This window comes from Peptoniphilus sp. DNF00840 (genome assembly GCF_001553125.1).
In the GTDB taxonomy this organism is placed as follows: Bacteria; Bacillota; Clostridia; order Tissierellales; family Peptoniphilaceae; genus Peptoniphilus_A; species Peptoniphilus_A vaginalis.
The window spans coordinates 1-12717 of record NZ_KQ960218.1 but is presented as its reverse complement, the minus strand read 5'-3'; the positions used below and the strand labels follow the sequence as shown (position 1 = coordinate 12717).

The following is a 12717-nucleotide window of genomic DNA, read 5'->3' as shown; positions in this document are numbered from 1 at the left end:
TTGAGGCTTTTAATCTAATTGTATATAAGGTGGGAGAGACTTATGAAGTTAAAAAGAAGAAGGTTTCCCTTGGCTCTTGCCATTATAATTATAGGGTCTGTACTTTTTGGATCTGTAAAAATTGGCAAGTCAATAGCTCTAAGAAATCAAAAACTTGAGATTATTTCTGCCAACAATAGAGAAATTTCTAATTTAAAACTTGAAATAGATAATCTAAATTCTGAACTTAAAAATTCTTCCTCTACTGATTTTATTGAAAAGGTAGCAAGAGAAGATTTGGGAATGGTTAAACCAAGAGAAGTTATCTATGTTGATAAGAACAAGGATAAGACTACAAATACCGATAAGGATAATTAAAATAAAATTTAGGAGGAAGTTATGGATTTATCGCCAGGCGATATAGTTGAAGGTGTAGTTACTAAGGTTGCTAAATTTGGAGCCTTTGTAGATTTAAAAGATGGCAAGAGTGGTCTAGTACATATTTCTGAAATTGCAGATACTTTTGTTAAGGACATCAATAATCACATTTCAGAAGGTGATGAGGTTAAGGTCAAGGTTCTTAGCATTGACGAAAAGGGAAAGATTGCCCTTTCAATTAAGGATGCCATTGAAAAAAAGGAAGAGCCTAAGGATGAAAAAGTAGACCAAAGATTCGAAGACATCTTGAGCAAGTTCCTCAAGGAAAGCAATACAAAGCTTGACGAAGCTAGAGCAAGATACAATCAAAAGACAAAGAAGAAGAATTCTAGAAATTAGTAGTGGTAACTATCTTTTGATAGTTTGCCACTTTTTTTATTTTAATTTTTATTTTAACAATGGATAAGATATTTTACGAGAACTTAAAAAAACTAAATATTATAAAAAAATCTGACAAGCTAAGTCTTGGCGTATCTGGTGGAGCTGACTCTATGTATCTCTTTTATAATTTTATGGATTTAAAAGAAGATTGGGACCTTGATATAATAGTTTGCCACCTAAATCATGGCATAAGAGAGACTGCAAAGAGGGATGAAGAGTTTGTAAAAAAATCTTGCCAAGCTTATGGAATAAAATTCATAAGCAAGACAGTGAACATGGATGAATTTGCAAGAAAAGAAAAAATTTCATCAGAAGAGGCTGGAAGGATTTTAAGGTATGAATTCTTTAGAGAAAACTCCCAAGGCAGGAAGATTTTAACGGCCCATAATGCCAATGACAGGGTGGAGACACTTCTTTTTAATATTATGAGGGGAACAGGTCTAAAGGGTCTTTCAGGTATAAATCAAGTCAATAAAGACATCTATAGACCCCTCATAAATATTAAGAGGGAAGAGATCGAAGACTACCTTCATAAGAATAAGCTTCCATACTTTGATGATGAAACAAACTTTGAAGAAATTTACACTAGAAATAAAATTAGGCTTGGACTTATACCACAACTTAAAAAATTCAATCCAGACATAATCAATTCTCTTCTTAGACTTTCTGAGAATGCAGAAGAAGCTAATGACTTTATAGGAGAAATTCTAGAAGAAAATTATAATAATTGCCTGGGAGATAATTTTTTAATTCCATCTGAGATAATAAAATTAAAAAAGTTTATAGGTCAAGAAGTAATAAAAAAATACTTAGAAGAGAATTTTTATAGTGAAAATATTTTAAGTAGGTCCAACATACTTGCTATTTATGACTTATGCCTTGGCGACTCTGGAAGACAAATTGATCTTGGCAAAAATATTTCTGCTAGAAGGTCCTACGATAAGATTTATATAGAAGAAGTGATTGACCAAGAAGAAAAGACAAAGAAGGACTTAAGTCTTGGAAGAAACGTAACAGACTTTGGAGAAATTTTTATCGCAAGAGATGGGGAAGAAAGTCATGAGGATTCCTTTATAAAAGTAATAGACTATGATAAAATAAAGGGTAGTCTTAGCATTAGGAAGAGAGCCCCAGGGGATAGGTTTAAACCACTGGGTATGAAAAATAATAAAAAGCTAAAGGATTATTTTATTGATAGAAAAGTTGACAGGCTTTTAAGGGATGAAATAGGTCTTATATGTGATGACGAAAAAATCATCTACATACTTGGGATGGATATCTCAGAAGATGTTAAGATAGATAAAAACACAAAAAGCAAACTCGTTTTGGAGGTTAAGAATGTCAGACATTAAAGCAGTTCTTTATTCTGAAGAAGAAATCAGAGCAAAGGTTAAAGAGCTTGGTGAAAGAATAACAGAGGACTATAAGGATAAAAATTTATTCTTGCTTGGAATCTTAAAGGGATGTGTTCCCTTTATGGCAGATATTATGAGAAGTATTGACTTAGAGCTTGAATACGACTTTATGGATGTTTCTAGCTACCAAGGCACAAGGTCTATGGGTGAAGTTAGAATTCTAAAGGATATTTCAATTTCAATAGTTGACAAGGATATACTAATAGTAGAAGACATAATTGATACAGGTGTGACTCTTTCTTACTTGACTAAACTTTTGAAGTCAAGGGGAGCAAGGTCCATAGAAATTGTAACTATGCTTTCAAAGCCATCTAGGAGAAAGGTTGACCTACCTGTTAAATACAATGGATATGAAATAGATGACCACTTTGTAATTGGTTATGGAATGGACTACAACGAGAGATTCAGAGGACTTCCTTACATTGGAATACTAGATGAGTCTGTCTATTCTAATAGTGAGGAGTGATATTTTTGAATAAAAAATTTGGAGGAGCAGGATTTTATATTGTCCTGATTCTTGTGTTAATACTATCTATTAAGTTTTTTGGACCACCAGCAAATGTAGTAGAAGAAAAATCTTTTACAGAGTTTGTAACTGAACTTGAAAAGGACAATGTAAAGTCCGTAAGCTTGCAAAATGGAATTGACTCCATTGCCAGCGTAAAATTAAAAGATGGCGACACTTTTAAGACTATAATACCACAAGAGGCAGCAGATACTTTTTATAAGGACTACCTAAAGGAAAAATCTGATGCTGGTACCATTAATGTAGTTTCAAGTCCAACTAAGCAAACTTCTTTTCTTGTTGAGTGGATTCCAACTCTTCTTATGTTCGTCTTAATTGTTTTCTTCTGGTACAGGATGATGCAACAAACTGGTGGCGGAGGAAAGATGAGTTCCTTCGGCAAAAGCAAGGCAAAACTAATTAACAAAGAAGATGGCAAAAATTTAGTTAAGTTTAAGGATGTTGCAGGCTTAGAAGAAGAAAAGGAAGAACTGGAAGAAATTGTTGACTTCTTAAAAAATCCTAAGAAATTCATAGATATGGGAGCTAGAATTCCTAAGGGGGTCCTATTAGTAGGTCCTCCAGGAACTGGTAAAACTTATCTTTCAAAGGCTGTTGCTGGCGAAGCAGGAGTTCCTTTCTTTATAATGAGTGGATCTGACTTCGTAGAAATGTTTGTTGGTGTTGGTGCATCAAGAGTAAGAGACCTTTTTGAATCTGCAAAGAAAAACGCACCTTGTATTATTTTTATTGATGAAATTGATGCAGTGGGAAGGAAAAGAGGAGCAGGTCTTGGTGGAGGCCATGACGAAAGAGAACAAACTCTTAACCAACTTCTTGTTGAGATGGATGGTTTTGGAACTAACGAAGGTGTTATTGTTATGGCTGCAACAAATAGGGCAGACATACTTGACCCAGCAATCCTAAGACCAGGTAGATTTGACAGGACAGTTTATGTTGGGAAGCCAGACGTTCGTGCAAGAAAGGCAATACTTGAAATTCATTCTAGGGGCAAGAAGCTTGCTGATGACGTAAATTTTGAAGTAATTGCAAAGAGAACTCCAGGCTTTACTCCAGCAGATCTTGAAAACTTAATGAATGAATCAGCCCTACTTGCTGCAAGACGTAGCGAAAATGCAATCTCTATGGAAGATGTTGATGAAGCATCAATAAAGGTCCAAGCAGGTCCTGCAAAGAAATCTCGTGTTGTTTCAGAAAAGGAAAGAAAGCTAACAGCAGTTCACGAATCTGGTCACGCAATTGTATCAAGACTTCTTCCAGAAGAAGACTCAGTTCATATGATTACAATTATTCCAAGGGGAATGGCTGGTGGCTTTACTGCCTACCTACCTGAAGATGATGTTTCTTTTATGACAAAGAAGAAGATGGAAGCTTCCATTGTATCACTTCTTGGAGGAAGAGTTGCCGAGTCCCTTGTCCTTGATGACATTTCAACTGGTGCATCAAATGACATTGAGAGGGCTACAAAAATTGCTCGTGCTATGGTAACCCACTATGGAATGAGTGAAAAGCTTGGAACAATTAATTACGACTCATCAGAAAATGAAGTCTTTATAGGAAGAGACCTGGGACGTTCAAGAGATTATTCTGAAAGAACTGCAGCAGAAATAGATGATGAAGTTACAAGAATTATAAACGAGGCCTATGCAAAGTGTAAGCAACTTTTAAGTGATAACTTAGACAAGTTGCTCGCATTATCAGATGCCCTATTGGAAAAGGAAACAATTTACTCCAAGGACTTTGAAAAAATCTTCAATGGCGAAAAGCTTGATGAAGAATCTATTGACCTTGATGACACAATAAATGAAGATGACTTATCCGATGAAGCAAAAGAACTCATCCACAAGAATGATAAAGATGATAAGAAGGATGAAGTTGATAAGAAAAATTCAGAAGATAGTGAAAGTTTATAAACTCTTATAAAACAAAAAAGCTCCGAGAGGGGCTTTTTATTTTGCCAATTTTTAACAGCTATTACATTAGAGGGCTTGAATTATGTGTAATATATTTTAAATTTTAATATTATTGATTTGCTTAATCGATAAAATAATTAATTTAGACTCAAGTCATAAGTCTTAAGAAAGGTATTAAGAAGTAAAACTTGCTTATTAAAATAGTAATTTTGGAATTTAATTACATAATATGGACTATTAATATGACTCTTTAAATGTATTCAAGATGAATTAATGAGAAATAATAGAATACATATCAATTCAAATAATATTTTTTAAAGATGATTTGTGAATGAAAATATAATTAAAAATTAAAATTTCAAATAATATGTGTAGTATTAAAAACTTGCAACAAAAAAACTGGAGTCGTGCTCCAGTTTTTTAATCCTCATTATTAATAATTGACTTAGAAGATTTTTTCTTCTTTTTACTTGGCTTGTTGCTGTTGTTTTCGCTGTTTGATGATTTCTTTTTTCTCTTCTTCTTGTCGCCATTATTATTATCGTTGTTGTTGTTATTGTTATTATTATCGTCCTTCTTCTTATCTTCTCTCCTCTTTTCCTCAGAAGCTCTGTAGAAGCCGTATTTATTTGTGTAGTGAGGTTTAGTTCCGTCAGCAAAGATTTCTCTTCTACCACCTGAGTACTTAGTGTAGATACCTTCAGGTTCTTCGAACTTTTTGCTGTCAAGATCTTGGTGAACAGACCTCATAATTTGCTTCCATAGATAAGCTGATTGAGTTGATCCAAAGGCAAGCTTTTGATTTTTGTCGTTACCAATCCAAACTGAACAAGTGTAGTAAGGAGTGAAACCAACAAACCAAACGTCCTTCTTGTCACTTGTTGTACCAGTCTTGCCGGCAACTTCTTGACCTGGGAAGGAGGCGTTCCTACCTGTACCACGTCTTACAACATCCTTTAGCATATCTGTTAAGATGTAAGCATTTTGTGGAGTGGTAACTTCTCTCTCTTTAGGGTCAACTTGGTAAATTATATCACCAGTGTTTGATTCGATTTTTGTAATTACATAAGGGTTGGCGTACTTTCCTTCGTTGGAAATTGCAGTGAATGCACCAGCCATTTCAAAAGGACTTATTCCATAACTCATACCACCAAGTGTAAGAGGGGCATAATCTATGTCGTTCCATGTTGGGTTGTCCTTCTTTTCAACTATTGTAGAAACTCCAATTGATTTTAAAGTATCAACCATCTTACTAAGAGATTCTTCATCGTTATAGGCCTTAGAATAAGTTGAATTTTTATTTACTTTTGCATCCTTGTCGGCAGAAATATCTCTAGCAACTTGGTAGGCACCAACGTTTGATGATTGACGAAGGAGATTTCTTATAGTTGTCCAACCTTGGTAATAGTTGCCTGCGTTCTTAGGTGAGTGACCGAATAATTTTTCTGGCATCTTTTGGTCTAGGTAGACATCACCTGCAGTTGCTCCGTTGTTAAGAGCTGTTAAGTAAACTGAAATAGGCTTAATTGATGAACCAGGTTGTCTTGGAACAAGAGCTCTGTTTAAAAGTCTACCACCACTTACATTTCTACCGCCAACAAGGGCCTTAACTTCGTGAGTTTTTTGGTCGATGATGACAGATGCAACTTGTGGTTGGATAATTCCATTCTTGTCTGTGAAGCCACCATAATAATATTTTGGATTGGAAACAACTTCTTCAAGAGTCCTTTGCATTTTTATATCCATTGGAGTATAAATCTTTAGACCTCCATTAAAGAGTTTGTTTGTAGCTTCTTCCTTTGAGTATCCAGATTCTTTTAAGATTTTTATAGCATTCTTTTGAACAACGTCTGTATAGAAAGAAGAAATTCCACTTTCCTTACGAGAACCAATGTTGATTTCAATTTTTTCATTTAAAGCCTTGTCGTGATCTTCTTTAGTGATTAGTCCTTGAGCGAGCATCCTCTTTAATACAAGTCTTTGTCTTTCTTGTGAAGTTTCATTAAAGACAGCCTTAACAGGAACTAGCATGTCGTTTTGAATTTGAATTAAATCAAAGTTATCAATTTGTCCAAGTTCGTTTAAGTTCTTGGCAATTTTTATAATCCTGTCAGAGTTTGGCTCAGAGTTTTCATTTTTTGGAAGAAGAACAACTTCAATGTTGCCTAAGTCATCTGAGTCTTCTATCTCTTTTGTATTGTAAGGAGTGTACTTTTCTGGAAGGTTTGTTACACCAGCTATAAGGGCACACTCAGCAAGATCAAGCTCTGATACGTCTTTGTTAAAGAAAGTTTTTGCAGCAGCTTGGACTCCAACAGTCCCCTTGGAGAAGCCTGCAGAGTTTAAGTAAGCTTCAAGGATTTGTTCCTTAGAAAGTTTTTCTTCTATTTGATAAGAATAGTAAACGTCAGTTATTTTTCTCACTACACTTTTTGAGAAGGAAGTGTATAAGTTTTTGGCAAGTTGCATTGTTATAGTTGATGCACCTTGTTCAAAAGACCTAGTTTTTAAGTCGTGAACTATAGCACCAGCGACTCTCTTGTAGTCAACGCCGCTATGCTCAAAAAACCTTTCGTCTTCTATTGCCACTATGGCATTTACTAAGTTCTTAGGTATGTCCTCGTAGGGAACGAATTCGCTAAACTGATCAGAGATAAGTGATTCAATTAGCTTTCCATCACTTGAATAGATCCTAGAAGTTTCAGAAAGTTGTGATCTATATTCTGATGGATCTATCACAGGAGCTTTTTTAAAAATACCTAACACAATTGATGTGACAAGTGAGCCTAAAATAATAATTGCAGCCGCAACAATTAAGAGAAGTATTTTTATTACGCTTGAAAGTTTTATCATTCCACGAGGTTTATTGTTTTTATTGTCTTTCATAACAACCTCCTATTTTGTTATTATATCAGAATTCTTAGCATATAACTATAAATATAAATGAAAAAAACCTCGCCGCGAAGCGAGGTTCTTTTGAAGTTATTCTATTAATTATGAACTTAATTATTTGATTGCCTTTAAAATTCTTGGGGCAATAATAGCAGCTACTACTGCCTTTGCCATGTCAGGTATAATGAAAGGAATCATTCCAACAGAAAAAACTTTTGAAATGTCCATGGCATTACCCATGACAACATTTAAGATGTAGTACATGTATGGAAGTCCAATTGCATAGAAGATAACTTCTGCAAGAATTAAGACCACCATAATCTTTCCAAAGTTTTTTTCGCCGTGAGCAAACTTAGATATAAATGCAGCTCCAATTATAAAAGCAATTAAAAAACCAAAGCTTGGTTTTAATACAGATTGGACGCCACCATTGAAGCCTGCAAAAATTGGCACACCAATTAGGCCAAGTAGGACGTAAATAAAAACTGTAAGTCCTGCGTAAAAGGGTGTAAGTAAAAGTCCAGCCATAAATACAAAAAAGTTTTGTAGTGTAAAGGGAACTGGTCCGATGGGAATAGAAATAAAAGCTCCCACTGCTATAAGTGCTACTAAGAGTGCTATCTTTGTTGTGTCTTTTGTTTGTATTTTCATTTTTAACCTCCAAGGATATCTTACACAATGTTTACCTAAGTGTCAATAAGGTTAACCTAATTATTTACTGTAAAGCTTTATTTATCAATCTAAAGAAAATAATTAGTTGAAAGTGTTGGTCTTAAAATATATAATAAATACAATTTGTTAAATAGAGGTGTAAAAATGTTATTAGTAATAGATGTAGGAAATACTTCCATAACTTGGGGTGTCTTTAAGGGAGGAGAGCTGGTCAATGATTTTAGGACTTCCACTGTGAAGACTAGGACATCTGACGAGTATGGTCTTATCTTTATAAATACTCTTCTTCATGCCAACATAGATCCACAAGATATTGAAGATGTTATTATTTCTTCAGTTGTGCCAAACCTTATGCACACACTTCCTTCCATGATTATAAAATACTTTAACAAGAGCCCAATGGTCGTAAGCACAGACCTTGAACTTGGACTTAATATTAAATACGACAATCCAAAACAAGTTGGGGCAGATAGAATTGTAAATGCTGTTGGAGCTATAGAACTTTATGGCGAGCAATCAATTATAGTTGACATTGGAACTGCTATGACTTTTTGTGTTGTAGATAAAGAAAGAAATTATCTTGGTGGACTTATTATGCCGGGTATTGGGATTTCTGCTGAAGCTCTTTTTATGATGACATCAAAGCTTCCTAAGATAGAAATAATTGCTCCAAAAAAAGTTATTCAAGCTGATACAGTTGGTGCAATGCAAGCAGGACTTTATTACGGTTACACTGAAATGATTGATGGAATTGTTGCAAAGTTACTAAAGGAATTAAATTGGAAGGAAGAAGACACTAATATTATTTCAACTGGTGGCTTCTCCACAATGTTAACTAAGGATTCAAAATATAATTTTATTATTAACAAGTTTTTGACACTTGAAGGTTTAAAAATTATTTATGAAAAGAACAACAAACTTGAAGGAATAGATTGAGAGTGATTTTTTGTTAAAGATTTTAGCTCCCATGGCAGGCTATACAGACATAGCCTTTAGAGAAGTGGCTACTGAAAAGGGTGCAGACATAACTGTAACTGAAATGGTGTCGGCCATGGCACTTGTATATGAAAACAAAAAAACTATAGACCTCTTGGATATATCTCCCAAAGAAAAGAAAGTTGCAGTTCAAATTTTTGGCAGTGACCCAGATGTCATGGGTGAAGCCGCAAGAATTTTAAATGATTATGACTTTTCTTATGTAGATATAAATATGGGCTGTCCTGCACCAAAGATTGTAAAAAATAATTCAGGCTCCCATCTTCTAGGTGACCCATCACTGGTCTACGACATTGTAAAGTCTGTCGTAAAAAATTCTAACAAGCCCGTCACTGCAAAGGTCCGCAAGGGAATAGGTGGAAGGTCATCTATGAAAGCCATAAAAAATATTGAGGCTGCAGGTGCAAGCTTTGTCACAGTCCACGGAAGAACTAGAGAAGAATACTACACAGGCAAGGCTGACTGGGACTTCATAAAAGAAGTAAAGGAAAATGTAAAAATTCCTGTCATAGGAAATGGAGACGTTGATAGCCCAGAAGATGCCATAGAAAAAATAAATTACTCTAAGGTTGATGGACTAGCAATAGGTCGTGGCGCAATAGGCAATCCTTACATCTTTAATCAGATAGAAGAACTTATAAAGACTGGCGACTACTATAAGCCAAGCAATAAGGAAAAATTACTTTTAATGATTGACGAGCTTGAAAGAAAAATTTCTTACAAGGGAGAGAAGCTTGGCATACTTGAAATGAGAAAGGTCTATGCAGAATATTTTAAGGGAATGAAGGATTCCAAAGAAGTTAGGAACAAGCTAAACAACTTAAAGGACAAGGAAGAAATTTTAAAAACTATAAGTGACTATATAGAAAAAATTTAAATTTTTAAACTCTGTAAGCTTTGCAGAGTTTATTTTTTTTATAAATTTTAATAAAATTGATGAAAGTCTTATAGGCACTTAATCTTCTTGACATTTAGCAGCCTATAAATTATAATGGCTTAGATTAAAAGGTTTAGTGAAAGGCGGCTGACGCCTTATTTTTTATATAATTGAGGGAGAGAGAGTTTTGGAAAAAGATATATTTTTTACACCGGAAGGTTTAGAAAAAATCGAAAATGAAATTGAGTATTTAAAAACAGTTAGAAGAAAAGAAGTTTCTGAAAGAATTAAGGTAGCTCTTGGCTATGGAGACCTTTCTGAAAACTCTGAGTATGACGAAGCTAAAAACGAACAAGCACAAGTTGAAGAGAGAATCGCTAAGCTTGAAATGATGGTTCGTAATGCTAAAATCATAGATGAAAAAGATTTAAATACAGATGTTGTTAACATAGGATCCAACGTAAAAGTTAGAGAACTTGACACAATGGAAGAAGATGAGTACACAATTGTTGGTTCAGCAGAAGCAGACCCACTTGAAGGAAAAATTTCTAACGAATCACCAGTTGGTTCAAAACTTATTGGCAACCGTGTTGGCGATGTAGTTGAAGTTGAAGTTCCAGATGGAATTATCAAGTACGAAATTTGTGGAATAACTATTTAGGAGGCAGTTTGTGAAGAAAACAGAAGATGCAAATCTAAATGAAATGCTTTTGTTAAAGAGACAAAAGCTTGATGAATTAAAAAAGGAAGGCAAAGATCCCTTTGTCAACGAAACTTATGATGTAACTGCACACTCAGTTGAAATCAAAGAAGAATTCAACGAAGCAGATGAAAGGGAAGTTTCTATTGCTGGACGTATTATGAGCAAGAGACGTCACGGAAAAATTTGCTTCCTAGACCTTAGAGACTCTGAAGGCAACATCCAAGTTTTCGCAAGAAAGGATGTCCTTGAAGACAAGTATGAAGACGTTAAGGGCATAGACATTGGAGATATTGTCGGAGTTAAGGGAATTGTATTTAAGACAGAAGCTGGAGAAATCACAGTTCGTGCAACTGACATAACTCTACTTTCAAAGTCACTACAAATTCTTCCAGAAAAATTCCACGGACTTAAGGACCCAGACCTAAGATACAGACAAAGATATGTTGACTTAATTGTAAATCCTGAAGTTAAGGATGTATTTATTAAGAGAAATAAAATTATCAAGAAGATTAGAGAATTCTTAGACAACAAGGACTTCCTAGAAGTTGAAACACCAATCCTTGGTACTGTAGCAGGTGGAGCAAACGCAAGACCTTTCTACACTCACCACAACACTCTTGACATTGACATGCAACTTAGAATTGCCAATGAATTATTCCTAAAGAGACTAATTGTTGGTGGCTTCGACAAGGTTTATGAAATGGGCAAGATGTTTAGAAATGAAGGAATGGATACAAGACACAATCCTGAATTTACAAATATTGAACTTTACCAAGCCTATGTTGACTATGAAGAAATGATGAGAATAACTGAAGACCTATTTGAATATGTAGCTCTTGAAGTTCTTGGAACAGATACAATTAACTACCAAGGAACAGAAATTTGTCTAAAGGCTCCTTGGAAGAGAATCACAATGATAGACGCAGTTAAAAAATATGCTGACGTAGACTTTAATGAAATTGATACAGACGAAAAGGCAAGAGAAATTGCAAGAGAAAAGGGCATCGAAGTTCATGAAAAGGACACTTGGGGCAAGCTTCTTTCAGAAATGTTTGAAGAATTCTGTGAAGAGCACCTTGTTGAACCAACTTTTGTAATTGGTCACCCAGTAGATGTTTCTCCACTTGCAAAGAGAAATCCAAAAGACCCAAGACTTACACAAAGATTTGAAGCCTTTATTAACACTTGGGAATTTGCAAATGCCTTCTCAGAACTTAACGACCCAATAGATCAAAGACAAAGATTTGAAGCTCAAGTTGCAGAAAAGGCAGCAGGAGATGATGAAGCTCACCCAATGGATTCAGACTTCATCAACGCAATTGAAGTTGGTCTTCCTCCAACAGGTGGACTTGGAATTGGTGTTGACAGGATGATTGTTCTTCTAACAGACCAACCAAGCATTAGGGACGTATTACTATTCCCAACAATGAAACCACTTGGAGCTGAAGTTGCTGAAATAAAAGCTAACAAGGCTGCAGATGAAAAGGCAAGTGTAAAGATTGACATGTCAAAGGTAAAGGTTGAACCATTATTTGAAGATATGGTTGATTTTGATACCTTCTCAAAATCTGACTTTAGAGTTGTAAAAGTTAAGAACTGTGAAGAAGTTCCAAAGTCTAAAAAGCTTCTTAAGTTCACACTTGATGATGGATCAGGTCAAGACAGAACAATCCTTTCAGGCATCAAAAACTTTTATGAAGCAGAAGAATTAATTGGCAAGACTCTTGTTGCTATAACAAACCTTCCACCAAGAAAGATGATGGGAGTAGACTCTTGCGGCATGCTTCTTTCAGCAGTTTGCGACTATGATGGAGAAGAATTATTAAATCTTGTAATGCTAGAGGATAAAATCCCAGCAGGAGCAAAATTATATTAAAAGAACACGCTAATTATGAACTGACCCCCAAAAGTTGGACTTAAAAACC

General features: G+C 35.0%; 11 protein-coding genes. 9 read left to right on the top strand and 2 right to left on the bottom strand.

Features of this window, described 5'->3' with window-relative positions; translation table 11 throughout:
- Window positions 1-42 precede the first annotated feature (42 nt).
- Genes HMPREF1864_RS05350 through ftsH form a run of 5 tightly spaced genes read left to right on the top strand, consistent with a single transcriptional unit; the run spans window position 43 to window position 4652 of the window.
- The gene (locus tag HMPREF1864_RS05350; protein WP_062571806.1) at window positions 43-357 is read left to right on the top strand and encodes an FtsB family cell division protein; all 315 of its coding nucleotides are present in this window, start codon (window positions 43-45) and stop codon (window positions 355-357) included.
- Window positions 358-378: 21 nt separating this feature from the next.
- The gene (locus HMPREF1864_RS05345) at window positions 379-756 is read left to right on the top strand and encodes a S1 RNA-binding domain-containing protein (RefSeq protein WP_062571805.1); all 378 of its coding nucleotides are present in this window, start codon (window positions 379-381) and stop codon (window positions 754-756) included.
- A gap of 59 nt (window positions 757-815) precedes the next feature.
- Window positions 816-2150, top strand: coding sequence for a tRNA lysidine(34) synthetase TilS (tilS, locus tag HMPREF1864_RS05340; protein WP_062571804.1), 1335 nt, complete (start codon window positions 816-818; stop codon window positions 2148-2150).
- Complete coding sequence (gene hpt, locus HMPREF1864_RS05335) at window positions 2137-2679, top strand: hypoxanthine phosphoribosyltransferase (RefSeq protein ID WP_062571803.1); 543 nt, start codon at window positions 2137-2139, stop codon at window positions 2677-2679. The genes tilS and hpt overlap by 14 nt, the downstream gene beginning before the upstream one ends.
- 5 nt (window positions 2680-2684) lie before the next feature.
- The gene (gene ftsH / locus HMPREF1864_RS05330; protein ID WP_062571802.1) at window positions 2685-4652 is read left to right on the top strand and encodes an ATP-dependent zinc metalloprotease FtsH; all 1968 of its coding nucleotides are present in this window, start codon (window positions 2685-2687) and stop codon (window positions 4650-4652) included.
- Between the two features lie 420 nt (window positions 4653-5072).
- Here the strand turns inward: ftsH and HMPREF1864_RS05325 are convergent, their stop codons facing one another.
- On the bottom strand, window positions 5073-7538 hold the full coding sequence (locus tag HMPREF1864_RS05325) for a transglycosylase domain-containing protein (RefSeq protein WP_062571801.1): 2466 nt from the start codon (window positions 7536-7538) through the stop codon (window positions 5073-5075).
- 120 nt (window positions 7539-7658) lie between these two features.
- Window positions 7659-8195: a biotin transporter BioY gene (locus tag HMPREF1864_RS05320; protein ID WP_062571800.1), complete on the bottom strand. Its 537-nt coding sequence runs from the start codon at window positions 8193-8195 to the stop codon at window positions 7659-7661.
- Between the two features lie 165 nt (window positions 8196-8360).
- On the opposite strand from HMPREF1864_RS05320, the gene HMPREF1864_RS05315 reads away from it, so the two are divergent.
- The 4 genes from HMPREF1864_RS05315 to lysS all read left to right on the top strand — a co-directional run bounded on the left by HMPREF1864_RS05315 (window position 8361) and on the right by lysS (window position 12668).
- Window positions 8361-9152, top strand: a complete 792-nt coding sequence (locus tag HMPREF1864_RS05315; protein ID WP_062571799.1) for a type III pantothenate kinase — start codon at window positions 8361-8363, stop codon at window positions 9150-9152.
- Between the two features lie 10 nt (window positions 9153-9162).
- Window positions 9163-10089: a tRNA dihydrouridine synthase DusB gene (gene dusB, locus HMPREF1864_RS05310; protein WP_082718923.1), complete on the top strand. Its 927-nt coding sequence runs from the start codon at window positions 9163-9165 to the stop codon at window positions 10087-10089.
- Between the two features lie 187 nt (window positions 10090-10276).
- Window positions 10277-10750: a transcription elongation factor GreA gene (greA, locus tag HMPREF1864_RS05305; protein WP_005958008.1), complete on the top strand. Its 474-nt coding sequence runs from the start codon at window positions 10277-10279 to the stop codon at window positions 10748-10750.
- A gap of 43 nt (window positions 10751-10793) precedes the next feature.
- Window positions 10794-12668: a lysine--tRNA ligase gene (gene lysS, locus HMPREF1864_RS05300; protein WP_062571853.1), complete on the top strand. Its 1875-nt coding sequence runs from the start codon at window positions 10794-10796 to the stop codon at window positions 12666-12668.
- Window positions 12669-12717: the final 49 nt, after the last annotated feature.

Bases quoted from the DNA above. Each gene is read 5' to 3' on its own strand.
- HMPREF1864_RS05325 (WP_062571801.1), bottom strand. From the start codon at position 7,538: ATGAAAGACAATAAAAACAATAAACCTCGTGGAATGATAAAACTTTCA.
- lysS (WP_062571853.1), top strand. From the start codon at position 10,794: ATGCTTTTGTTAAAGAGACAAAAGCTTGATGAATTAAAAAAGGAAGGC.
- HMPREF1864_RS05315 (WP_062571799.1), top strand. From the start codon at position 8,361: ATGTTATTAGTAATAGATGTAGGAAATACTTCCATAACTTGGGGTGTC.
- HMPREF1864_RS05345 (WP_062571805.1), top strand. From the start codon at position 379: ATGGATTTATCGCCAGGCGATATAGTTGAAGGTGTAGTTACTAAGGTT.
- HMPREF1864_RS05350 (WP_062571806.1), top strand. From the start codon at position 43: ATGAAGTTAAAAAGAAGAAGGTTTCCCTTGGCTCTTGCCATTATAATT.
- hpt (WP_062571803.1), top strand. From the start codon at position 2,137: ATGTCAGACATTAAAGCAGTTCTTTATTCTGAAGAAGAAATCAGAGCA.
- HMPREF1864_RS05320 (WP_062571800.1), bottom strand. From the start codon at position 8,195: ATGAAAATACAAACAAAAGACACAACAAAGATAGCACTCTTAGTAGCA.
- tilS (WP_062571804.1), top strand. From the start codon at position 816: ATGGATAAGATATTTTACGAGAACTTAAAAAAACTAAATATTATAAAA.